We start from the raw sequence: 24710 nt of genomic DNA on the forward strand, positions 1-24710 counted from the left end.
GAACCGTGGGTTGGACGGTGCGCCGTGACCAATTATGTACGAATTCGACGCCCAAGCAGTGCGGCGATCCGAGAAGCGGCCAACACGCTTCTTTTTTGGACCAGCAAGTACGGCAAGTCGGCCAAGAACCGAATCCGCCCATCCCCGGCCAGCCTGTCACGACCTATTACGAAGTCAGCGAGGCGCTCGTCACGGAAGGCATGTGGAAAGCGGGCATGGGCGACATCAAAGACAACGACGACTTATATTTGCATGCCATCATGGTGTCTATCGACGGAAACGGCAACGTGCGCAAAGGGCCATTTTATACGTTAGATGAGATCAAAAGGGCTGAACCTTGGGCGCATCCGGACGACTTGGACGATTATTTCGGCATTCATGTACCCTATCGAAGCGCGGAATTTCCCGTTGATGTCATTGCGAAAACCGTGAACGGAAAAGTCATAGAGCAACCGCAAGTTACGTTTCTAAAGGGCAAGTACAAAGTTGGGGAAACGATCGATCATGAATTTCCCGAAACGATCGAGGACAACGGAAAAACGTATAAAATCGTTCGCTCCTATTTATCGCCCAAGCAGGACCCGGCGCAGAAAGACTGGTTGCAGGAAAATCCCGAAACGAATCCGAAAGTGCGAACGAGAAGCTTTACGGTACATCTGGGCGGAACGGACGCGGTTGCCGAATACGCAGAGAACAATCCGGTGAAGGCCATCTATCAAAAAGAAGACGGCACCAAACTCAAAGAAGTGGACAAAGGCGTTTTCGCAACCGGCGAGGAAGCGAACCATACGTTTGAAGGACAAATCACTTTCGGCGGTCAGACGTATGAAATCATCCGCTCTTACATTACGAACAATAACAAACCCGACGAGAAGTTGTTCGTTCTGGAAAAAGGCGACCCGAAGCTCAAAGAGCGCTCCATTCTGGTGGGATCGGGCGGCTCCAACTTTATCGGCATTTACAAAATTCCCTCCTCGGTAACGGTCGCTTCCCGGATTGAAGCGCCGGAAACGGTCGACCAAAACGTGACCGAAGTGGACGGGGATTTTGTTTTTGAAGTCAAGTCGCTAAAGAATTTGAAGTCATACGAAATTACGGATATTCGAAATGCCAGGCTCGTTCAAACGGGCGACAAAACCGGAAACCTCTCCGGCACGTCAACGAGTAAAACGATTCCGATCAAAATCCCGTTCACGTCCGGAGACAAAGTGAGCGTGCAAATCACCGTCGTCGTGAAGGATGTGGACGGCAATACGGGGGATTCGACATCGGACCATTCGGTGCGTAAAGGCGACGGGGGCGGAGAACCTCAACCGGGCGATTCCCAGCAGGCCGAAGCGATGGAGCCGAACGTTTCTGCCGTCATTCAGGCGGATGCGCGCGGCTCAGAAATATTTGATGTATTGCAAGGCATTCCGACTTCGGAAAGTCTGTATGTGAACGCCTCGGCCAAATCGTACCTGTATCGCAACACGTTCACGGAAACGACCGGTACGAAGCAATACCCGATTTCCGTTAGCCGGACGTATACGTTGCGATGGACGGAATACGTACCCGGCCCGCCCGATGCGAACGGGAATTCGACGACCATTCCGGTCCCGCGTTCCGACACACAGACGGTCACCAAAAACTATTCCATTGAACGAAAGTACAGCTACTGGACGATTCAAAATCTCGAAGTGTACGGTATTCAGAAGGCGACGGTGTCCAATTATGCGCTTCCTTCGGGAACGGTCACGATTATGCCGAACGGCTACACAGCCCCAACCGTTTCCGCCGCGCATGATCCGTCACTTAGTGCGCATATCATCGATCCGGTCTATACGAATGTGACGCTTCCCGGACAAACGATTTCCGGCGGTTCCAGCCGGCCTTCCGTACCGAACGAGGACTGGAAGACAACTGCAGAAAGCGCCATCGGCAAGATCAAGGTGAAAAACGACTCGTTCGTTTTTAACGGAAATACAATCATGGACAACCGGACCGTTGAGGAAAAAGCGCCGACGCCGGGGGCGATACCGTCCCCGCCGATGATTTGGCAAGATGTGCTGTACGGCAAAGGTTACCTCATTGACGCTTCCAAAACGAACAAAGTCAATCAGCCGAGTACCGGCACCATATCGTATTCCCTGATTAAAGGCATCGGTGGCGGAGCAAACAAAACGTTTTCCATTGTCGGTATCAACCCGGTAACCGTGCATACGCCGGTGGTGAACTACGCCTCGGTGTCGGACGATCAGGCCCACAACCAGAAAACGCAGCCGACTGCCGGGCGGTCGGCGCTCATTCTGGACCGGCCCTTCACCGTGACGATTCCGACAAGCGGCCCGCACAAGGATATCAAGGGTTACGGCAACCGGGATTATGCCAAGTATGTGAGGGACAAGCAGGTACGCTTTCCGTTCGATGTGTACAAAGCGGATCGCACAACGCTCGTCCCCAAGGAAACGTGGGTATCCATCCCGGTCGGCCAGATGCAGACAACCTTCTATTTACCCGTTTGGGTGGACGAGGGCCATTATGACGTGTTATTCCGAACGTTTGCCGAGAATAGTCCGGCCTCCTTTACGTCCCAGATGAATGCCAATCTGGACTTGTCCAACCATGTGGCTACGCAGGTGGTTCCAGTGGAAGTGATCGGACGTCTCTATGATTTCCGCATCACCGACATTGCCGATTTTGCCTGGGAATCGGTGTTCCGCACCCAAAAGGGCAGCGCGACGCCGACAGGAAACGCCTACTGGGTCGGCACGAAAGGCATTGACGGCGCACCGCGCGGCAATACCCCTCCTTACGTGCTGCCGGTACGGCAAGGCAGTCACCCGGAGAGCGGCAAGAAAAATGTTGCGGTCAAAACGGGTTACCATGTCAAATTCGAAGTCATGACGAAAGGCAACATGTTCGGCTCGGGCGACGGCATCCTCATTACACCGACGTTTTATTTTGTGGACAGCAAGGGGAAGAACAGGCAGGAAGTCGATCTCTACTATCATTCAGGCAGTCAGCGGTTTATTCGTATTGGCTCCAGCGACGATGTGGAGAAACGGTATGTGACGCTCGACGCTCGCCTGCGCAATGTGCCGAAGCAGGAGTTGACCGGCACCGCCGCAACGCTTTGGTCGCTGAACGGTTCGCCCGGAGCGAGGCAGACGTTTATCGATCAATATGTAAAGGATGCGCAGAAGCCGACCTATGTGGGCGGCTACGATATCATGCTGCTGCCGCCTCAGCTTCGGACGTTTGTCGGAAGCACGCAGGTGCCCTCCGGCATCGATGCGGCCCGCGCCAACGCTTCGGTGCAAAAGTGGTTTGGCGATTACAGCGTGCCCGCCGCGCCGTATGTGGTGCCCAAAGGTTTCAATCTGGCGGAATACGGTCGCACGCACCGGCTGGATGACAATGCGCCTATCTTCCTGAAGGATGGGTATATCATCGTCAATTTTAATCTGGAAACGATCCGTAACAAGGACTTGAACCATCCTCATTTGCAGTATATATACGGGCCGCTGAACAACCAATGGCAGATGGAAGGATTTCAGCGCAGCTTCACCGATCCATATGGCGTGACATTTCAGTTAAAAGACGGCGACATTGTGTTTTACCATGCGAATTTATCCTCCTATGACGATTATGGTACAGGGGGAACCCATTAGTGTACTTCTACCAGCCGGGAGGAAGAGAACATGCTGGAAAGATTGCAAATGGCCGTGTCGGAGGATGCGGCCTATTTCTATTCCGCTTCAACGGACAAGGATACAGCACGTGGATGCATCGGTCATCTGCGCGGCTATTTCGGCAGCAGCGGCGAGACGTTCTGGTCAACCTGGTTCGAACACTCGCCTTCGCTAAAAACCCCTACATTCCGAGCGGAACTGGATGAGGTTGTGCAGACATTGACAGAGCAGGGACTGCTCCAAAGCCGCAACCAGATGCACCGTTTTTGCCTGTCGCATCCGGAGGCACGTTTATCGGGGGCTTGGCATTCCGGGGTATACGGTTTTTGTTTTCAAACAGAGCAACATCGGTACTACCTTCGTTGTTTCCCGCACGCTGGAGACTACAATTTCTATCTGTATTGCTACGTCCAGCCGGATCGTTTGACTGAACGGTTGTCGCGCACCCCCCTTTCGAAGGAAACACCGGAGAAGTCGGAACGTTAGCGTCTACTGAGGAGGGAGCCTATGAGTGATCTAATCCGTTATAAACTGCTGGCCAAAGCGAAAGTTTCTCCTGCCGCAAAGCTATTGTATAGCTATCTGATGGACTATGCAGGCGGACGGCAAGGTTCCGTCTTTTTGTCCAACAAGAAGCTGGCCTTGGAGGTGGGAGTTTCTCCATCCACAGTCCGCCGAAATCTGCATCTGTTGCAGCACATCGGATTCCTTCGGATTTCGGCCCGTTATTCCGAGGAAGGCATTCGCCTGACCAATCATATTACGCTTCTGTAAGGGAGGTGCTCTCATGACTGCCAAGTTGCAGCGCATCGTTGAGCTAGCTGCCAGCACGGCTCGCACGGTGACGAACCAGCCTGAGCGCTGGGCGGATTTTTTGCGGACGGCAGCCTGGAACTATAAATATCCGTTTCAGGATCAATTGTTGATCTACGCCCAACGTCCTGATGCGACGGCTTGTGCGCCGATTGAGGTATGGAACAAACGGCTGGATCGTTGGGTGAAACGCGGTGCCAAAGGGATCGCCCTGATCGAAGATCGAGGAAACCACTTGGGCCTGCGTCATGTGTTTGATGTATCGGATACCCGGAGCAGACGCCAACCAGAGTTATCGCTATGGCGCTTGCAGGATAGCGATACGGCTCATGTTATCGAAACGCTGGAAAATGCATTCGGCGCGTCGGATGAGACGGAATCGCATGCGGATCTGCCCGTTGTTCTCCTTGCCGCCGCGCGGAATGCGGTGGATGATAACAGCGCCGATTATATGGCCCAGTTGATCAAAGAGCGGGAGCACAGTTTGCTGGAGGACCTGGACATTTCGCATGTAGAGCTGTTGTTCAAGCAAGCTGCCGAAAAGGCCGTCGCTTACATGGCGATGACCCGTTGCGGACTCGATCCCGCACAATATGTCAGTATCGAGGATTTGTCCGGCATCGGATATTTCAACACGCTTCCTGCATTGTCCCATTTGGGCGCAGCAATCAGCGATGTGTCCGAGATGATGCTGCGGGAAGTGGAATCGACCGTCCGGGCGCTGCGCCGGGATGCACAGCGAATGAATGTAGAGCGTTCGTCTCGCACCCTTGCAAGACCCGATTCCTTGCCGCACAATGAAGCTACTCGACAAGAAAGGAAGGATGAACATGGAACTGACCTATACGCCGCAAGGGGATTATCTATTGCCCAATCTGACGCTGAGCGAAGCGGAGACGACGATCGGGAAGTACGGGATGATGCGCAAGACGTTTCTGAAAACCGAGCGGAAGGGCATGTACGCCCATCTGATGTTGTCGGAGCAGTTGAACCAGCATCTGGCGGACATCGATCGGACAGCGAGGGAACAGATCGAGAGGACGATACAGGAATTGCTCACGTCTCACCCGGCTCCGGACAAGTCGAGCGATCCGCTAGCTTGGACGGGACACATGAACAACCTGAAGCTGCAGGCGGAGGAACTGATTCTCACGGAACTGATTTATCATTAAAATGGTTTGATCGGGAAACGGAGGACCGCAGTCTTCCGTTTTTTCACGACAAAGCGATTATCAACGATATGCTCCGAGCCGCGCCGCTGCGGGAAAGCAAGACGGAAATTGCTGCGTTTTTCCATGCTCATGAAGACGAACGCGATCGCGTGTTGTACGTGCGCAGCTTGTTTCCGGCCGGCATCACCGAACTAACGCTTGATGGAGGCGTAAAAGCCGGGTTTGAACCGTATCGCAATGTTTTACATTTGTGGACAGGTGCGGCTGACGAACGAACGGCGCAAAGTTTCTACGATTGGGGTGTCATCTCCGGGCATATCAACAGCATGCTGCTGTTGAACGAATTTAACTTATCGCAAAGGGCAGAACCCTCCATCCAGCAACAGACGCTGTGGATGGAGCAAGCGGAGGACGAAAAAGCCTCCGCTTTTTTAATTCCGCAAGCGGTCATTGATGCCATTTTGCAAAACGGCAGCGGTTTTGAGAATGGCAAATATCGCATTGCGCTGCATTTCCAGCAGTCGCTGTCTGCGCAGGAGAACGCCGATTTCCTGAAACGGGAATACGGGACAGGTGGTCGTCTTCCCGCGCTGACTGGTACGGATATTCATATGAATTACGACAGCAAAGGCATTACGCTCACCCGCGGCTCCATCATGAACCCGGATACGCAGGTGGTGCTGCCATGGATGAAAGTACAAAAGCGTATCGGCGAACTGCTGGCAGCGGGGCGTTACTTGAATCAGCGGGAAGCCGAGCGGTTGCCCGCTTTTGCAGAGGAACAGGAGGAAAAGCGTAGACAGCAGGAATTGGCCAGGAACGATTTGCCTCAGCCGGGTACATCGTCGGGGCTTTCCGGGCCAGACGCACGAACGGAACCGGAACAAACGCCGGTGAATCGGGAACGGGCGCGCTACGGTTTTGACACTGGCAGTATGGTTTGGATTGGTGCGGACGAATATGAAATTGTGCAACTGGCGCAGCGAACGGTGGTGCTGCAGGACCGGCAGTTCCCGCTCTTCATCAAAGAGGTAAATCGCCGGGATTTTGAGCGAATGCTGCGCGAAAACCCGCTGAACGATCATCTGATTATCGGAGAGCAGGAGTCGGAATGGACTGACGAAACGGCATGGGAACTGACGGAAGATGCGGTTTTACCGGAAGAGCCGGTGACGGAGAGGCCAGAAACCGTATCGCAGCCCGACACTTTCCTTTCCCCTGATCCTGAGGCCGGCCGCACCGCGCCAACCCGTCCGTCTGTCCCGGCGGTCAACTACCGGATTACGGATGATGAACTGGGGCATGGCGGCGCAAAAACGAAGTTCAAATGGAACATGGAAGCGATTCGGCTGCTGAACAAGCTGGAGCAGGAGCAGCGGCAAGCGACAGCGGACGAGCAGGCGGTGCTCGCTCGCTATGTTGGATGGGGCGGTCTCCCGCAGGCATTTGACGAAGCGAACACGCAATGGGCAGCCGAATATGCGGAACTGAAAGATGTGCTGGAGCCGGATGAATATGCATCCGCTCGCGCGTCAACGCTGAATGCCCATTATACGTCAGTGACCGTCATCAAAGCGATGTACGAATGTCTGGAATCGATGGGGTTTCGCAGCGGCAATATTTTAGAGCCGTCCTGCGGCATCGGTAATTTCTTCGGTCTGGTGCCGGAGTCGTTCCAAGGCTCGCGGCTGTTTGGCGTGGAACTGGACAGCATTACCGGCCGCATCGCCAAGCAGCTATATCCGCAGGCATCGATTGCCGTCAGTGGCTATGAACAGACGAACTTGCCGGACAGCTTCTTTGATCTCGCCATAGGGAACGTGCCGTTCGGCGGCTATGGCGTGGCGGATAAGCGTTACGACAAGCATAAGTTTTTGATCCACGATTACTTTTTCGCCAAGACGCTGGATAAAGTGCGTCCGGGCGGCATTATCGCCTTTATTACGTCCAAAGGAACGATGGACAAACAAAACCCTGCGGTACGCAAATATATTGCGGAACGCGCCGCATTGCTCGGAGCGGTGCGCCTGCCGAGTAATGCGTTTCTGGCCAATGCCGGAACCGAAGTAACCGCTGACATTATCTTTTTACAGAAACGGGATCGCATGGTCGCCGTCAGCGAGCAAACCGAACCATGGCTATCTTTATCCGAAACGGCAGACGGTGTGCCGGTGAACAGCTATTTCGCCGCCCATCCCGATATGGTGTTGGGCACTATGGTTTTTGACGACCGAATGTACGGTAACCGTCAGGAAACGTCTTGCAAGCCATTTCCGGATGCCAACTTGGATGAACTGCTTCGCGAAGCGTTGTCCAATATTCATGCCGAATGGGTGGAACTGGAACGGGAAGACCAGCCGGAGGAGGAAGAGCCCTCCCTCCCTGCCGATCCGTCTGTCCGCAATTTCAGCTTTGCGCTGGTTGACGGGCATATCTACTATCGGGAGAACAGCCGGATGCGCCGCGTAGACACGTCGGCTACGGCAGCAGGTCGCATCAAGGGAATGATTCAGCTAAGGGACACCGTGCGCGAGTTGATCGAATACCAAACCGAAGACTACAGCGATGAGATGATTGGGCAGCAGCAGCGTAAGCTAAATGCGCAGTACGATCGGTTTACGGCACAATACGGCCTAATCAACAGCCGCGCCAACAATCTTGCTTTTTCGGATGACAGTTCTTACTTTCTTCTTTGCTCGCTTGAAATCATTGACGAGGAAGGACGGCTGGTACGCAAGGCGGATATGTTCACCAAACGCACCATCCGTCAGCGCATCCATGTAGAACAGGTGGATACCGCTTCGGAGGCGCTTGCGGTTTCCATCGGCGCAAAAGCTCGTGTCGATCTGCCTTATATGGCGGAGCTAACCGGCATGACGGAAGATCAGCTGATTAAGGAGCTGCGCGGCGTCATCTTTCCTAATCCTAAACACCTGAACGAGGAAGGAAAGCCGATCTATGAAACCGCGGATGCGTACCTGTCCGGCAATGTGCGTGAGAAGCTGCGCGTGGCCAGACAGTTTGCCGCATACGATGCCGAACGTTACGGCGAAAACGTCAAAGCGCTTGAAGCGGTACAGCCGAAAGACCTGGACGCTTCCGAAATCGACGTTCGCCTGGGCGCAACTTGGCTGCCGCCAGAGGACATTCGGCAATTTCTGTTTGAACTGGTGGACACGCCGCCGATGTACCAGACCTACATCAACGTCATGTATTCCGAATATACGGCGGCCTGGAACGTCAAAGGCAAAAGCGATGACCGCAGCAACAATATTAAGGCGAACGTCACGTACGGCACAAACCGCGTTAATGCGTACAAAATTTTGGAAGATACGCTTAATCTGCGGGACGTGCGTGTATTTGATACTGTGTATGAGGACGGCGTGGAAAAGCGTGTGCTGAACAAGCAGGAGACTGCCATCGCCCAGCAAAAGCAAGAGATGATAAAAGAAGCGTTTCGCGATTGGATATGGCGAGATCCGCAGCGGCGCGAACGGTTGACAAGGCTGTACAATGACCGGTTTAACGCCATCCGTCCCCGCGAATACGACGGCAGTCATATTCGATTCACCGGGATGAACCCGGAAATCCGGCTTCGCCGGCATCAAGTCAATGCGGTTGCCCGTGCATTGTACGGCGGCAACTCCCTCTTCGCCCACTGCGTCGGCGCGGGCAAAACATTCGCCATGACCGCCGCAGCGATGGAGAGCAAGCATCTAGGGTTGTGCAACAAAAGCATGCTGGTCGTTCCGAACCATCTGACTGAACAGTGGGCGGCGGAGTTTTTGCAGCTTTATCCGTCCGCGAATATTTTAGTGGCGACCAAAAAGGACTTTGAAACGAAAAACCGCAAAACGTTTTGCGCGCGGATCGCCACCGGTGATTATGACGCGATCATTATCGGCCATTCGCAGTTCGAAAAAATACCGATTTCTATGGAACGTCAGCGGCAGCAGCTGTATGAGCAGATTTCGGAAATTACAAGCGGCATCCGGGAACTCAAGGAAGCCAGAGGCGAGCGCTATGCGATCAAGCAGCTTGAAAAAACGAAAAAGACGCTGCAAACCAAGCTGGAGAAGCTGAACGACACCAGCCGCAAGGATGATGTCGTGACCTTCGAGGAACTGGGCGTAGACCGTCTATTCGTGGACGAAGCCGACTCGTACAAAAACCTGTTTCTTTATACGAAAATGCGCAATGTGGCCGGACTGTCGCAAACCGAAGCACAAAAGTCGTCGGACATGTTTGCCAAATGCCGCTATCTGGACGAACTGACCGGAGGCCGGGGCATCATCTTTGCGACGGGGACGCCGATCTCCAACTCCATCACTGAGATGTATACGATGCAACGCTATTTGCAATACGAGCGGCTCAAGCGGCAGGGATTGCAGCATTTTGACGCTTGGGCTTCGACATTTGGCGAAACCGTCACCGCGATCGAGCTTGCGCCGGAAGGAACGGGCTATCGGGCGAAAACCCGGTTTGCCCGTTTTTACAATTTGCCGGAACTGATGAATATGTTCAAAGAAGTGGCCGATATCCAGACGGCTGACATGCTCCAGCTTCCTGTGCCGAAAGCCCACTTCCATAATGTGGCCGTGCCGCCGAGCGACTTTCAGCGCGACATGGTTGCGGATCTTGCCCGCCGCGCCGAACGGGTGCGGGCGAAGGAAGTGGAGCCGCATGAGGACAATATGCTGACGATCACCAATGACGGACGCAAACTGGCGCTCGATCAGCGGCTGGCTAATCCCCTGCTTCCCGACGATGAAGGCAGCAAAGTCAGCGCCTGCGCGGACAATGTCTTCCGGTATTGGGAGGAACATCAGGAGACGCGGTTGACCCAGTTGGTGTTTTGCGATTTGTCCATTCCGAAACAGGATGGTACCTTCAATGTGTACGACGAGCTGCGGCGCAAGCTGATGGAGAAAGGTGTCCCGGCTGACGAAATCGCCTTTATTCACGACGCTAATACCGAGATCAAGAAAAAGGAATTGTTCGCCAAAGTACGCAGCGGACAGGTTCGGATACTGCTTGGATCGACATTCAAAATGGGCGCGGGAACGAATGTACAAACGAAGCTGATTGCCCTTCACGACCTCGACTGCCCTTGGCGTCCGCGCGACCTGGAGCAGCGCAGCGGGCGCATTATCCGGCAAGGCAATCAGAACAGCGAGGTGCATATTTTTCGCTATGTGACGGAGAACACGTTCGACGCGTATTTGTACCAGACACTCGAAAACAAGCAGCGCTTCATTTCGCAGATCATGACCAGCAAATCGCCTGTCCGTTCCGCCGAGGATATTGACGAGACGGCTCTCTCCTATGCCGAGGTGAAGGCGCTGGCGACCGGCAACCCGTACATCAAAGAGAAAATGGACCTGGACATTCAGGTATCCAAATTGAAGCTGCTCAAAGCCAACCACTTGAGCCAGCGCTATGCGCTGGAGGACCGGCTGCTCAAAGTGCTGCCGCAGCAAATCAAGTCCACGGAGGAACGAATTGCCGGCTATGAACAGGACGTTGCTTTGTATACACGTTCTCTGGCATCCGAGGCGGATGGGGCAGATAAATTCCCCGGCATGACGGTCAAGGATTACACCTATTCGGAGAGGGCGGCGGCGGGCGCGGCTTTGCTCGACGCATGCAAGGGCATGACGTCGCCCGATCCGCAAGCAGCGGGAAGCTATCTTGGCTTTTCCTTGTGGCTGTCCTTTGACAGCTTCCATAAGGAGTACAAGGTCACGCTGCGCGGCGCCCTGGGTCATACGGTGACGCTCGGAGCGGATGCAGGCGGCAACATAAGCCGCATCAACAATGCCTTGTCCGACTTGCCTGTAAAGCTGGAGCATGCCCGTGAGCAGCTTGCCACCTTGCGGCAGCAAATGGAAACGGCGAAGGAACAAATCGCGGCTCCATTTGAGAAGGAGCAGGAACTGCAAACGAAAGCGGCGCGGCTTGCGGAATTGAATGCGCTGCTCAACATGGACAAACGGGAAAACGAAGCCGTGGACAGCGTGCCTGACGATGAACCGGAAGCGCCGGAACGGCGGGTGGTGGGCCGTGAGCGATAACGGTCTGACACCGTCGTTCCTACCCCTGAAAGGGAACTTCTTGCTGACCATTACGGAAAAGAACATGGTATCGGTGCGAGCATTTCACAGATCGAAGATATGCCCGTCCGTTAAAGGTAAAATCACATGATGAATTGGACTCCAGCTTCGGGGTCCTTTTCTTATTTCCGGAGGAATGAACATGTTGTATGCCATCCCAAGCGGCGGATGCTTTTGTCCGATTTTGCCGCCTTTTGGTTACGGAACCGGCTTGATCGAGGAGGGAGAAACCGTGCCATCGTTGGAGTTGATATCCAAAGAGAAAAACGGATTTGGCGACACGTATTATTACATCCGCGACTCAAACGGGGTGACCAGTCAAGTTCATGAAGGCGATTTAGACGCATTCATGAAAAAGAAAGGCGTTACGAAGTTGAAGGAAGGCAGAGCTTATACGTACCCCAAAAAGAGGGGTAAGGCACGATGAACAATATACCCATCGGACGCTGTCTGGATTTCCAAATGGAGCTGCGGCAATGAGCTACGTAAACAAGGAACAGATCGAACGCGCCAAAAGACTGGATTTGCTCACGTATTTGCAAATGTACGAGCCTGCGGAACTGGTACGCTGCTCCCGCAATGTCTACACCACCCGAACACATGACAGCTTGAAAATTTCCAACGGCAAATGGTACTGGTGGTCAAGGGGGATTGGCGGGCGCTCGGCGCTGGATTACCTGATCAAAGTGCGCGGCATGCCTTTTCTCGATGCGGTGCTGCAAATGGAAGGCGTTCATCCCGGCAACATGCTTATGGTTTCGCAATCGTGCCAACAACGCACATCTACGGCGCGGTTGGAGCTTCCAGAACCGTATGAAAACTCTCATCGCGTCATGGCTTATTTGAGCAAACGGGCATCCACCGCTCGGTGATCGACTACTGTCTGGAAACGGGAAGGTTGTATGAAAGCCGCCGCTACCACAACGCGGTATTCGTCGGTTTTGACCAAGATGGGACGCCGCGCTATGCGGCGATACGCGGTACGACAAGCACCCGTTATATGGGAGAAGTTGCCGGCAGCGACAAGCGGTATTCATTTTCCATTCCGGCCTCGGAAAACAGTACGGAACTGCATCTGTTTGAGAGCGCCATTGATCTCTTATCCTACTGTACGCTGAAACATCTCGCCGGCCGGGATTGGCGGCAGGCGCATAAGCTGTCGCTGGCCGGAATATACAGGCCCAGGACAAATGGGGAGGACTCTACTCCCCCGTCTGCCCTAACGCATTACTTGCAGTGCTTTCCCCAAGTAAATCGACTTGTTCTGCACCTGGATAATGATGAGCCGGGGCGATTGGCGGCAGCCACGATACAGAGGCTCCTCTCCCCCGCCCTTCTCATATCCGATGAGCCGCCTAAGTTCGGAAAGGATGTAAACAACGAATTGATGGAATTCCGAAGAAGACGCGGTGAACCATCCCGATAGCGGTAGACGCTGAACGGTTGGTGTCTTTTTTTATGGGTTACGGAAAATTTTCGCAGCATGTGGATAAGATGTGAATAGATTGAGGATAAGCGCAACTGCATTGATTGTATAGCATGTAATAGGTATAATAAAATCAATATACAGCTATCAAGGAGTGACCAAGATGATTATCAAGCCTTCCGCCAGTATCCGGCAAAACTATAATGAAATCGCCGATCTATGCAAATCGTCCGGGGAACCGGTGTATCTGACCAAGAACGGTGAAGGCGATCTCGTCGTGATGGACATTGAGACGTTTTCCCGTCGCGAGAAGATGTTAAAGCTGCGCGAAGAACTGCTCGCTGTGCAAGAGGATCGTTTGGCGGGCCGTGTTGGTGTGACGCCGGATGAACTGGACGCTTACCTGGAGGGCATTATAGACGAGGTTCAGCATGGAAAAGATGCCCCGTTATAAGATCATCGTTTCCGATCGCGCCCGCCAAATGCTGGCGGTTCATGTGCGATTCCTTGCGGAAAAAAATCCGGATGCGGCGCGAAAAACGAAAAACGAATTGCTGCAAGCGATACGTTCCTTGGCGAAAATGCCGGAACGCTATCCTTTTCTGGAAGCTGAATTTATTCCGTCAAACAAGTATCACAAGATGTTCGTGGAAAAATGGTATCTGGTGTTGTATCAGATTCAGGATGAAATCGTGTATGTCGATTTCATTGTAGACTGCCGCCAGGATTACCGCTGGTTGGTGCGATAACAAAAAAGTTCTGAGGAAGACGCTGAGCGAATCGGCGTCTTTTTGTGTTTTTGGGGTCCTCTCTTTTTCCCGGCAGGTGCTTGAAGGCGACGCGAGACGGATGTCTCGTGTTGCAGCAAGCACTGAATTTGGTCTCCCAAATTCGGCTTGTTAGGGGCAGGCCCCTAATACCCCACATCTAAACAACACGCTGTTTTTCAAGAATAAAGGTTGCAACAATGAACGGTATTTTTCAGAGACGGCAGAAGCCATTTAGCATTTTTATTAAGACCATTCTTTTGAAGAAAGAAGCGAAAGCGATGAGAAAACGAGGGATTCGCATTCAGGTATGGGTGAACAATGAAGAAGACGCAAGACTCCAAACCAATGCGAAAAAATCCGGACTTTCACGGGAAGGTTATCTCCGTTCCTTGATCAATGGCTATATCCCGAAGGCGCTGCCGCCACCGGATTATTACGCGATGATGCGCCAGCTTCACGCCATTGGCAACAATCTTAATCAACTGGCGGCGAAAGCACATGCGACAGGCCATCTGGATCGGGCCACTTTTCAGCGGGAGGCCGATCAGTTGCGCCGCGCCGTCCAACAGATTCAACAGGCCGTGACTGCGCCGGAACGAAGAACCGAGCAAGCGACTCCAAATGTGCATCCGCCGTAAAGGGGGCGTCACATATGGCGACGACGGCAATATGGGATGTCACCGACCGATTGAAGCGCGTGATTGATTACGCCACCAATCCCGACAAAACAGCGCAAGATCGCGCCGAGAAGAATGAAGGCTTGCGGCAGGTGCTGGAATATGCAAAAGCGGATGTCAAAACGGAAAGGCAGCTTTATGTGAGCGGCATCAATTGCGACCCGCTCACCGCATACGAGCAAATGCAGCGCACCAAGCGTCAATTTCAAAAGATGGATGGCATCGTCGCGTTTCACGGATACCAAGCGTTTGCACCCGGCGAAACGACGCCGGAAATGGCGCACACCATCGGCGTCAAGCTGGCACAGGAGCTATGGGGAGATCGCTTTGAAGTCGTCGTATCGACACATTTGGACAAAGAGCATTTGCACAATCACTTTGTGCTGAACTCCGTCTCCTTTATCGACGGTAAAAGGTACTACGACAACAAAGCTTCCTACGCCCTTCTGCGGAGAACATCCGACCGGTTATGCCGGGAACATGCATTGTCAGTAATTGAGCAGCCCGAGCCGGGCAAGGCCAAACACTACGGAGAATGGAAAGCAGATCAGGAAGGAAAGCCGACTTGGCGAGGATTGATTCGAACCGATGTAGATCAGGCGATTGCGGCATCGATGACATGGACCCAGTTTATCGCCGCGTTGCAGAAGCAAGGCTATGAAGTGAAAACGACCGTGAAGCATATGGCGGTGCGTCCACCCGGTAAAGAACGTTTCGTTCGTTTGCGCAGCTTGGGAGACGACTATACTGAAGATGCTCTGAAAAAGCGGATTTTGCGAAACCGCATTCCCCGTAAATCACAGCCTTTGCCAATGCCGCGACGCAGGCGCGCCGTTTGCAAAGGAACGCTTCGATCCGGCAGGAAGTTCAGCGGCTTGCAAGCATTGTACCTGCGCTATTTATATGAGATGGGCATACTGCCTCATTTTCGCGCGTCCGTGAGAAGGACGCCTTTTTTATTGCGGGAAGACTTGCGGCATTTGGCGGTTATTACCGCGCAGACCAAGCTGCTCTGTCAGCACCGTATTTCCAGCAAGGATCAGCTTTTGGACTATGTATCTGTCACCCGGCAAGAGATGCGCTTGCTTTACGGCGAGCGCAAAGCGCTGTACAACCGCCTCCGCCGCTGCAAGGAGAAAAGCCAGATCGTCGCTTACAAGGAGCAAATAGCCGTACTATCCAAGCGGCTTGCCACGCTCAGAAAGGAGGTGAAGCTGTGTGCGGGCATCCTTGCCCGATCCGGTGAAATGATGACTAAACTACATGGCGACAAGCAAAATCAACCATTACGAAGGGAGGATTCCATCCATGAGCAGTGGAGCCGAGGCGGCCGATCAGGTCGTCAACATGAGTCTGCGGGGCATCGAGGTAATGGCCAAGATTTCCGGCGAAGGCGCTAAGCATTTGGCCGTATATTTGTTTGCCGCCTTGCAGGGGCAGAAACGAACGAAAGGCAGCACTCGTTTGGAAAGCTTGCTTCGCAGCGGCAAGGAACTGAAAGTGTTTGCCGTTAAAAATGAGGACTTGCCTACGTTCTGCAAGGAAGCCAAACGATACGGAGTCCTGTACTGCGCCTTGCGAGACAAAAAGAATGTCGATGGATTGTGCGACGTGATGGTGCGGGCCGAGGACGCATCCAAAATTAACCGCATTGTCGAGCGCTTCAAACTGGCGACCGTGGATACGGCCAGCATTAAAAGCGAAATTGAAAAATCCCGCGCCGGAAAACAGCCCGTTCAACATGCGTCCGAGCAAGGTCATGAGCAAGCATTGGACCAAACTCAGCAGCGGACGGCGGAGCAAGAAATCGCGGCCAAGGGAACGACTCCGGAAAAGAGCGCCGACGATTTTTTGGACGAATTGATGCAAGGGAACAAATCACAGCAGCCAACGTTCCCGGCGCACGACCAACCAAACCCCACAATGGCGACGACGGAGCCGCCCCATCCGTCCGAGCCTACCTCCGGGCGCAGCGAAGCATCCGCAAGGGGTACGATTGAACAGAAAGCCGAGACCGTGCAGCGGCGGCCATCGATCCGTGAACTGCTGCGCGAGATTCGGGAAGAAAATAGGAGAGCGGAGAAAGAGCGGCGTCAGTTGGTCAAGGAACCGTCGCTGACCCAACGAAGCGAGCGAAATGCCGGTAAAGCGAAGACGGGGAAAACCAAATCCAACGAATCTCGAAAGCGAGGGAAAGCCAAATGAACAATCTGGACGATTTATTCCGTCAGGATGCAGCCAGTCGATCATCCACGAATCCGTCCGAACAACCGTTTGACAAGGAAGCCTGGGCACAAAAAAAGCAGGAACTTAGGCAATGGACTTATGAGACGATTGATGCCGCGACATCCTCCATTGCGCAAAGCGGCGATGAGTTTCAGTGTTATCTGGATGTGCAGAGCCGTTTCGATCGCTACAGCGTATCCAATGCGCTTCTGATTCTCGCGCAGCGGCCGGAGGCGACCCGCATCGCCGATTTTGATACATGGAAAGAACAAGGCGTATTTATTCGTCGCAAGGAAACCGGCTTTTACATTTTGGAGCCGGGTGAGGAGTACCGGAGGGAAGACGGCAGCACCGGCATTAGCTATAACCCCAAAAAGATGTTCGACATCGCACAAACGACGGCCAGCCAAAAGAGGGAACAGCCGACTTACCCGGACGACCGGATGCGTATCAAAGCGCTGGTGGATCGCGCCCCCGTCCCGATCGTCATTAACGATGCGCTGCTGCCGGAAATGCATGCAATATACCAGCCGGACACGAGAATTATTGTCATCCGCCGCGGCCTGGATGCCGGGGATATTTTCCGGTCGCTCGCGCAGGAGCTGGCGCATGCGGAACTGGATCGCGGCGATGGCCGTTACAGCCGTTCCGATTCTACGTTCCATGCATATTGCGCCTCCTATATGCTGTGCAAACAGTTCGGCGTAGACACGTCTTCTTTTCGTTTTCATCGAGTGCCGGAGAAGCTGAAGGACATCGAGCCGCAGCAAATTCGCACCGAACTGATGGTGATGAAGGATGCCGCGCATGACATGGCCCGCAGGATGAACCGGATGCTGGCGCAGCAGCGGCAACAACAGCGGCCGGAACCGGCAAGGTAAGCGCCGTCAAGTTCTATTTTGCTCAGGGAGGGAGCGCCTGTGAAGGAAGAAGAACGGATTCTCTGTTTGGATCATTATGAGCATGGCATCGTGGTGCATGCGCTGAATGCGCTGCGTAACGATTTGATCGGTGAGAAGCGCCCCACCGATGCCGTCGATGAATTGTTGCTCAAAACGATTGATGCCCCCATTCAAAAAAATAAGCGCCGGAGCCACCATGAGGCGCGTTGAAACCGCAAGGAGTAACCTGATACTCTTTGCGGTTTTTTTCATTCCCGTCCTGTGGGCGGCGATGCTGACCGCCCTGCACTTTCCGGGGGGCTGCCGGCGATGGTGGAGCATCTCAGCGCGGCGATCAACCACCCGTTCGACATTCAGTGGGTAGACGATACGCCCCGCTGTCTGCTCTTTTTTACGCTAGCTTATGGACTCGGCGTCGGCGTTTATCTGGCTTCTCCTCGAAACTACCGGCGTAGGGAGGAGCACGGCAGCGCCCGTTGGGGCCAGGCGAAAAGCATTTGCGCCAAATATCGAAGCAAGCAGCAGGAACAAAACAAAATTTTAACCAAGCAGGTTTGCATCGGACTCGACGGCCGCAAGCATCGCCGGAATGTGAATGTGCTTGTCGTAGGCGGTTCCGGCTCCGGCAAAACAAGGTTTTATGCCAAACCGAACGTGATGCAGGCGCACACGTCGTTCGTCGTTCTCGACCCGAAAGGCGAAATCTTGCGCGATACCGGCCATCTGCTCAAGGCCAAAGGGTATGACATCAAGGTGCTCGACCTGATCAATCCGCACCGCTCCCACGGCTACAACCCTTTCGCCTATTTAAACGACGACAAGGATGTGCTGAAGCTGGTCACCAACCTGATTCGCAATACAACGCCGAAGGGCAGCAATACGAACGACCCGTTCTGGGAACGGTCCGAAACGGCGCTGCTGGAGGCACTCATGTTGTATTTGCTTTATGAAGCGCCGCCGGAGGAACAGAATTTTCCGATGGTGATGGAGATGATTGCCGCCGCCGAAGTGCGGGAAGAAGACGAAACCTACCAGAGTCCGCTGGACGAGTTGTTTGAACGGCTGGCCATGCGCGACCCGGAGCATTTGGCGGTCAAACAGTACAACATCTTCAAGCTGGCGGCGGGGAAAACAGCCAAATCGATATTGATCGGCCTCGGCGTTCGGCTGGAGAAGTTCAACTTGCATTCGATCGCCGGGATGAGCCTGGTCGATGAAATGGATTTAGCTGTCATGGGAGAAAAGAAGATGGCGTTGTTTGCCGTTATTCCCGACAACGACAGCAGCTTCAACTTCATCGTCGGGATGCTCTACACCCAGCTTTTCCAATGCCTGATGTACGAGGCCGACTACCGTCATGGCGGACGCTTGCCGGTGCACGTGCATTTTGTGATGGACGAATTTGCCAACGTCGCCTTGCCCGATGAATTCGACAAGCTGCTCTCCACCATGCGCAGCCGCGAGATTTCGGTCTCCATCATCCTGCAAAATCTGGCGCAGCTCAAAGCTTTGTATAAGGAGTCGTGGGAATCGATCGTCGGGAACTGCGACGTGTTTTTGTACCTGGGCGGCAATGAACAATCCACCCACAAATACGTCTCGGAGCTGCTGGGCAAGGAAACGATCGACACGAACACGTACGGCCAAAGCAAGGGACGCAGCGGCAGCTATTCGATCAACTATCAGTTGTCCGGTCGCGATTTGCTGACGCCCGATGAGGTGCGTCTTCTCGATAACCGCCATGCTTTACTCTTTATTCGCGGCGAGCGTCCTGTTCAGGACGACAAGTACGATTTGCTCAGGCATCCCCATGTCGAGCTCACGACGGATGGCAGCGGTCTCCCCTACCAGCATGGCGGCACGGAGCACGCTTTGGATTGGCGAAAGGTGTTGCTTCACGAAAACGGAGAGTACGAGCTTCTGTCGGAAGAAGACATGGAGTCGCTATTTTTACGAAGGGAATGATGAAGTTGAAAATCAAAAGGAAACGGCTGCTGGCGCTGTACATCATGCTGGTCTTAACGGGAACCGTGTTCGTCTCCACCGCTTATGCCGAGGGCGACCCGATGACGACGGTCAATAATTTGTCCACCTTCATATTCGGCTTAATCCGGGCCATCGGCATGATCATACTCGGCTTCGGCATTGTCCAGATCGGATTGTCGCTCAAGTCTCATGACCCTTCCCAGCGGGCGAACGGGTTCCTGACGCTCGCCGGCGGGATTATCATCACCTTCACGAAGGAAATTCTTACCCTGATTGCCGGTTAAACAGGAGTCGCAAATGAGGGGAACGGACGGTTTGTCTGTTCCCCGTTTACAGAAAGGGGTGAGAATATGGCCAAAAACAGTTGGATTATTGACAATCTCGAACATGCGCTCGATACGTGGAACGAGAAAATGAACGAAATCTGGCAACTCGTTACCGAGTCGCCGGCCGACTTCAAAGGCGGCGGCGTTTGGCGCGTCATTACCGACATTCATGGCGCGTTGCAGGCGACGGGACTGGCGCTCCTGGTCTTGTTTTTTGTGATTGGCGTGGTGAAGACGACCGGCAGTTTTGCCGAAATGAAAAAGCCGGAGATGGCCGTCAAGCTGTTTATCCGGTTCGTCCTGGCCAAAGCGGTCGTCACCTACGGGCTGGAGCTCATGATGGCGCTGTTTACCATTGTTCAGGGAATCATCTCGACGATGATGGGGCGTTCCGGGTTCGGAAAGACGGAGGCTATGACCTTGCCGAACACCATTGCAAAAGCGATTGAAGACGTCGGCTTTTGGCAAAGCATACCGCTGTGGGTCGTTTCCCTTTTGGGCAGTCTGTTCATCACGGTGTTGTCTTTTGTGATGATTCTCTCGGTGTACGGGCGTTTTTTTCGCATCTATTTATATACAGCCATCGCTCCCGTTCCGCTGTCCGCTTTTGCCGGGGAGCCGAGCCAAAATATCGGCAAATCGTTTCTCAAAGGGTATGCGGCCGCTTGTCTGGAGGGGGCGATTATCGTACTCGCCTGCATCATCTACTCCGCCTTTGCCTCCGCTCCCCCGGCGGTCGATGAAGGCGCGGGTGCAGTCACGATGGTGTGGACCTATATCGGAGAGTTGATTTTCAACATGCTGGTACTCGTGGGGACGGTCAAAATGGCGGACCGGGTGGTGAGGGAAATGATGGGGCTGTAGCTTCATTCCGATTCTTCGCCCAGCAATTCCCGGACGGAAACATCCAGCGCTTTGGCAATCGCCACGACTTCGTAGTCTTGGACAAGCCGATACTGCCCTTCCAGACGCGAAAGACTGGTAGGACTGATGTCAAGGCCAGCCGTTTGCAGTCTGGCGAGAAACTCCTTCTGTTTCATCCCCTTTGCCTTGCGGATGGCAACGACTCTCACGCCGATTATATTTTTGTCGCCTGGCGGTTCTTTTCGATGTTTCATTTGTATGCACCTCACATTACAAGCAAAATTGTACGTGAGTGCATCATTGTTTTAATGCTAATATCGCATTAAAATAAAATAAACCGATTTTCGCAGTAAAATGGAGAGGCAATCTTCCGTTCAGGTAGCTAGGAACGCCGATCTAATGAAGACACTAGGAGGCCGACCGATGACACGTTTGCTTGGTCAATTGGAGGAGGAAAGAAGGAAGTTGAACGAACTCGGGAAAAAATCTCTTGATGAGGGGATTCCTCTGTTCGAGAATGAGGCGGTTCAGGCTCAAAGCCGGAAGGTGGACGAATGGATCGTCCAGTGGCTTCAAAGGAAGTGCGGACGAAAGCATCAGCTGCGCTAGATCGCATTCGCACAAGGAAGGGGATGTCAATGGAGTTTCCGTTATGGTTTCAAGATGCGATCCAGCGGCGGCTGGACCACGTTTCAGCTCGGATCGAACGCCATCCCGAGTTGCGCAAATGTCGCGATGAAGAGAATACAGCTTTTCATGCGATGTTTTCCGGCGTGGAGATGACGCAGTTGCTGGCGTTTATGGAATGGGAGGACAAGGTTCATTTTACGCGGGCATTGGAGAATGAACGCTTGTATTTGCAAGGGATGAGAGACGGCGTACAGCTTGCGTTTGCGCTGCTTCCGATCCCCTTCCATCCGGCGATGAGTTGTTGGCAAGAAACGAAAAAGTCAGAGCCAACATCGGTTCAACCGGAAGCTGAGGGCGAGTTGTAGACCATAGTGAGCATCGTTTATGGGAGGAGTTCAAATGGAAGTGAAAATTAACCGGGAAATCCGGGATTATACCGAAAGCTTATTCTTTGGACTGTCCTTGCGGCAGTTCTTTTTTTCTGTGCTGGCTGTTGGCGTGGCGATCGCACTTTATTTTGGACTGCGCGGCCGCTTTGGTTTGGAAACGCTCAGTTGGATGTGCATATTGGGGGCCGCGCCTTGCGCAGCCTTGGGTTTCATCAATTATCACGGCATGACGGCCGAGCAGTTGCTTTGGACGTATGTGAAATCGGAATTTCTGTTGCCAAGGCGATTCGTCTTCTATTCGACCAACATCTACGTTGAAGCGCTGAAAAAGAGCATGCAGTATCGTGAGCAGGAAAGGATGAAGCGCCGTGATTAAAACGCTCAGACGCATCATCAAGCAGGACAAGGAACGATTTGATATCCCGAAAGGCGTTCAGCAAGTCATCCCGATTCGTGCCCTCTGGCCGGACGGGATTTTTTTTGTCGGCAACAAGTTCTCCAAATCGTATCGGTTCGAGGATATCAACTACGCCGTCGCGTCCAGGGAAGACAAGGAAGCGATGTTTTTGTCTTATTCCGAGCTGCTCAATTCCTTTGACAGCGGAGCGACCACGAAGATCACGATCCATAACCGGCGTTTGAATCGGGCCGATTTTGAAAGCTCGATTCTGATTCCGCTACGGCAGGACCATCTCGATGTGTACCGGCAAGAGTATAACGAGATGTTGCTCGCAAAGGCCATTGGCGCGAATGGAACGATTCAGGAAAAGTACGTTACCATTTCTGTCGTCAAGAAAAATGTGGAGGAAGCCCGTCAATACTTCGCGCGGGTCGGGACCGAATTGATGTCGCATTTTTCCCGTCTCGGTTCCAAATGTATCGAACTGGATGCAACTGACCGTCTGCGCATTTTCCATGATTTCTTTCGGATTGGCGAGGAAGCGGATTTTCGTTTCCATCTGTCCGAAACGATGCGCAAGGGCCATGATTTCAAGGACTACATTTGCCCGGATACGTTCGAGTTTGAAAAAGATCATTTTCGGATGGGCAACTTTTTTGGCCGCGTCATCTTTCTGCGGGAATACGCCAGCTATATTAAGGACAGCATGGTGTCCGAGCTTTGCGACCTGAACCGGAATTTGCTGCTGTCGCTGGATATTATTCCGATTCCTACCGACGAGGCCGTTCGCGAGGTGGAGAGCCGTTTGCTCGGCGTGGAGACGAACATCACCAATTGGCAGCGGCGACAAAACCGGAACAACAATTTTTCCGCCGTGGTCCCTTACGATATGGAGCAGCAACGCAAAGAGAGCAAAGAATTTTTGAACGACTTGACCACTCGCGACCAGCGGATGATGTTTGGCCTGCTGACGATGGTCCATATCGCGGACAGCAAGGAGCAGCTCGACAGCGATACGGAGGCGCTGCTCACAACCGCCCGCAAGCATTTGTGCCAGTTTTCCACGCTTACCTACCAGCAAATGGACGGTCTGAATACGGTGCTCCCCTACGGCTTGCGGAAGGTTCATGCGCTAAGGACGCTAACGACTGAAAGCACGGCGGTCTTTATCCCATTCCGGGCGCAGGAAATTATACATCCGGGCGGCATTTACTATGGACAAAATGTGATCAGCAAAAACATGATAATCGCCAACCGTAAGCAATTGCTGAATGGAAACAGCTTTATCCTCGGCGTATCCGGTTCCGGCAAAAGCTTTACCGCGAAACGGGAAATCGTCAACCAGATGCTGGCCAGCGACGACGATATTATTTTGATCGACCCGGAACGGGAATACTCCGCACTGGTGAACGCATTGGGCGGCGAGACGATTCATATATCCGCCACTTCGCCGAACCATATTAATGCGATGGATATGAATCGTCAATATGGCGACGGAGCTAATCCAATCATTCTCAAATCGGAATTCGTCCTCTCGTTGTGCGAGCAGTTGATTGGCGGATACCAACTGGGAGCCAAGGAAAAGTCGCTCATTGACCGCTGCACCGCCAGCGTATACCGGAAATATTTGCAGAGCAACTACAAGGGACAGCCACCGACGTTGCAGGATTTCCGCGCGGAACTGATGAGGCAAGCGGAGCCGGAGGCGCAGGACATTGCGCTGGCGATCGAACTGTTTACTTCCGGCAGTCTGAACACGTTCGCCAAACCGACCAATGTCAATGTCCATAACCGGCTCATCTGCTACGACATTCTCGATTTGGGCAAACAACTCCTCCCGATCGGCATGCTGGTTGTCTTGGACAGCATCCTGAATCGGATTACACAAAATCGGGCTAAAGGCAAAAATACATTTATCATAATCGACGAAATCTATCTTCTGTTTCAGCATGAATACAGTGCCAACTTTCTGTTCACGCTTTGGAAGCGCGTCCGAAAGTATGGCGCTTTTTGTACGGGCATTACGCAAAATGTGGATGATTTGCTGCAAAGCCATACGGCCCGGACGATGCTCGCGAACAGCGAATTTATCGTGATGCTGAATCAAGCAGCTACAGACCGAGTAGAGCTTGCCGAGTTGCTCAACATTTCGGACCTGCAACTGTCCCACATTACGAATGTTGACGCCGGGAATGGTCTGATGAAGGTCGGCAGTTCCCTCGTACCGTTTACCGACAAGTTCCCGCGGCACACGAAACTGTATGGCCTAATGACAACGAAGCCCGGAGAGTAATGGATAAACAGCAGTAGGCGGCTGGTCGCAAACAGGATCAGCCGCTATG

The 24710-nt window shown here is 53.3% G+C and carries 22 protein-coding genes; 21 read left to right on the forward strand and 1 reads right to left on the reverse strand.

The annotated features are described in order from the left end of the window. The first annotated feature begins 215 nt into the window (after positions 1-215). The 17 genes from JW799_RS13400 (at position 216) to JW799_RS13475 (ending at position 20949) form a co-directional block, all read left to right on the forward strand. Complete coding sequence (locus JW799_RS13400) at positions 216-3653, forward strand: DUF5704 domain-containing protein (protein WP_205432966.1); 3438 nt, start codon at positions 216-218, stop codon at positions 3651-3653. A gap of 30 nt (positions 3654-3683) precedes the next feature. Beyond that, positions 3684-4160 (forward strand): hypothetical protein, encoded by a 477-nt coding sequence (locus JW799_RS13405; RefSeq protein ID WP_205430201.1) that lies wholly within the window; start codon positions 3684-3686, stop codon positions 4158-4160. 21 nt (positions 4161-4181) lie between these two features. Further along, positions 4182-4448 carry a helix-turn-helix domain-containing protein gene (locus tag JW799_RS13410; RefSeq protein WP_205430202.1) on the forward strand — a complete coding sequence of 89 codons (267 nt, stop codon included), beginning with the start codon at positions 4182-4184 and terminating at the stop codon, positions 4446-4448. A 13-nt stretch (positions 4449-4461) separates the two neighbouring features. Then, on the forward strand, positions 4462-11733 hold the full coding sequence (locus JW799_RS30405) for a DEAD/DEAH box helicase family protein (protein ID WP_205430204.1): 7272 nt from the start codon (positions 4462-4464) through the stop codon (positions 11731-11733). Positions 11734-11914: 181 nt separating this feature from the next. Then, complete coding sequence (locus JW799_RS13420; protein WP_062410487.1) at positions 11915-12199, forward strand: hypothetical protein; 285 nt, start codon at positions 11915-11917, stop codon at positions 12197-12199. 49 nt (positions 12200-12248) lie between these two features. Beyond that, entirely contained in the window at positions 12249-12644 is a 396-nt protein-coding gene (locus tag JW799_RS28650; RefSeq protein ID WP_240353266.1) for a hypothetical protein, read from the forward strand. Continuing rightward, a complete protein-coding gene (locus JW799_RS28655; protein ID WP_338026268.1) occupies positions 12641-13198 on the forward strand; it encodes a DUF3991 domain-containing protein in 558 nt (185 codons plus the stop codon). The genes JW799_RS28650 and JW799_RS28655 overlap by 4 nt, the downstream gene beginning before the upstream one ends. A 163-nt stretch (positions 13199-13361) precedes the next feature. After that, positions 13362-13652 carry a type II toxin-antitoxin system Phd/YefM family antitoxin gene (locus tag JW799_RS13430; RefSeq protein WP_036623502.1) on the forward strand — a complete coding sequence of 97 codons (291 nt, stop codon included), beginning with the start codon at positions 13362-13364 and terminating at the stop codon, positions 13650-13652. Beyond that, the gene (locus JW799_RS13435; protein WP_124331898.1) at positions 13630-13947 is read left to right on the forward strand and encodes a type II toxin-antitoxin system RelE/ParE family toxin; all 318 of its coding nucleotides are present in this window, start codon (positions 13630-13632) and stop codon (positions 13945-13947) included. The genes JW799_RS13430 and JW799_RS13435 overlap by 23 nt, the downstream gene beginning before the upstream one ends. Before the next feature lie 218 nt (positions 13948-14165). Further along, positions 14166-14606, forward strand: coding sequence for a plasmid mobilization protein (locus JW799_RS13440; RefSeq protein WP_240353268.1), 441 nt, complete (start codon positions 14166-14168; stop codon positions 14604-14606). Between the two features lie 14 nt (positions 14607-14620). Further along, complete coding sequence (locus tag JW799_RS13445; protein WP_205430206.1) at positions 14621-16045, forward strand: relaxase/mobilization nuclease domain-containing protein; 1425 nt, start codon at positions 14621-14623, stop codon at positions 16043-16045. Continuing rightward, on the forward strand, positions 16017-16850 hold the full coding sequence (locus tag JW799_RS13450; protein WP_240353269.1) for a PcfB family protein: 834 nt from the start codon (positions 16017-16019) through the stop codon (positions 16848-16850). Before JW799_RS13445 ends, JW799_RS13450 begins: the two co-directional genes overlap by 29 nt. Further along, positions 16847-17752 carry an ArdC-like ssDNA-binding domain-containing protein gene (locus JW799_RS13455; RefSeq protein ID WP_205430210.1) on the forward strand — a complete coding sequence of 302 codons (906 nt, stop codon included), beginning with the start codon at positions 16847-16849 and terminating at the stop codon, positions 17750-17752. Before JW799_RS13450 ends, JW799_RS13455 begins: the two co-directional genes overlap by 4 nt. Positions 17753-17791: 39 nt before the next feature. Continuing rightward, positions 17792-17983 carry a hypothetical protein gene (locus JW799_RS13460; RefSeq protein WP_205430212.1) on the forward strand — a complete coding sequence of 64 codons (192 nt, stop codon included), beginning with the start codon at positions 17792-17794 and terminating at the stop codon, positions 17981-17983. Positions 17984-18082: 99 nt separating this feature from the next. Continuing rightward, the gene (locus JW799_RS13465; RefSeq protein WP_240353271.1) at positions 18083-19738 is read left to right on the forward strand and encodes a VirD4-like conjugal transfer protein, CD1115 family; all 1656 of its coding nucleotides are present in this window, start codon (positions 18083-18085) and stop codon (positions 19736-19738) included. A gap of 5 nt (positions 19739-19743) precedes the next feature. Then, positions 19744-20043: a glutamyl-tRNA amidotransferase gene (locus JW799_RS13470; RefSeq protein WP_425351434.1), complete on the forward strand. Its 300-nt coding sequence runs from the start codon at positions 19744-19746 to the stop codon at positions 20041-20043. A gap of 66 nt (positions 20044-20109) precedes the next feature. Further along, positions 20110-20949 carry a VirB6/TrbL-like conjugal transfer protein, CD1112 family gene (locus tag JW799_RS13475; RefSeq protein ID WP_144878491.1) on the forward strand — a complete coding sequence of 280 codons (840 nt, stop codon included), beginning with the start codon at positions 20110-20112 and terminating at the stop codon, positions 20947-20949. A 2-nt stretch (positions 20950-20951) separates the two neighbouring features. Here the strand turns inward: JW799_RS13475 and JW799_RS13480 are convergent, their stop codons facing one another. Next, complete coding sequence (locus tag JW799_RS13480; RefSeq protein ID WP_054819090.1) at positions 20952-21203, reverse strand: helix-turn-helix domain-containing protein; 252 nt, start codon at positions 21201-21203, stop codon at positions 20952-20954. A 169-nt stretch (positions 21204-21372) separates the two neighbouring features. Between JW799_RS13480 and JW799_RS13485 the strand changes: the two genes are divergently transcribed. From JW799_RS13485 to JW799_RS13500, 4 genes are read left to right on the forward strand one after another with little or no spacing between them, the layout of a single operon-like run. After that, on the forward strand, positions 21373-21558 hold the full coding sequence (locus JW799_RS13485) for an aspartyl-phosphate phosphatase Spo0E family protein (RefSeq protein ID WP_205430214.1): 186 nt from the start codon (positions 21373-21375) through the stop codon (positions 21556-21558). 29 nt (positions 21559-21587) lie between these two features. Next, the gene (locus tag JW799_RS13490) at positions 21588-21944 is read left to right on the forward strand and encodes a hypothetical protein (RefSeq protein WP_205430216.1); all 357 of its coding nucleotides are present in this window, start codon (positions 21588-21590) and stop codon (positions 21942-21944) included. 34 nt (positions 21945-21978) lie between these two features. After that, positions 21979-22344, forward strand: a complete 366-nt coding sequence (locus tag JW799_RS13495) for a PrgI family protein (RefSeq protein ID WP_205430217.1) — start codon at positions 21979-21981, stop codon at positions 22342-22344. Beyond that, complete coding sequence (locus JW799_RS13500; RefSeq protein ID WP_205430218.1) at positions 22337-24661, forward strand: VirB4-like conjugal transfer ATPase, CD1110 family; 2325 nt, start codon at positions 22337-22339, stop codon at positions 24659-24661. Before JW799_RS13495 ends, JW799_RS13500 begins: the two co-directional genes overlap by 8 nt. Positions 24662-24710 lie beyond the last annotated feature (49 nt).

The organism is Cohnella algarum (assembly GCF_016937515.1).
GTDB lineage: Bacteria > Bacillota > Bacilli > Paenibacillales > Paenibacillaceae > Cohnella > Cohnella algarum.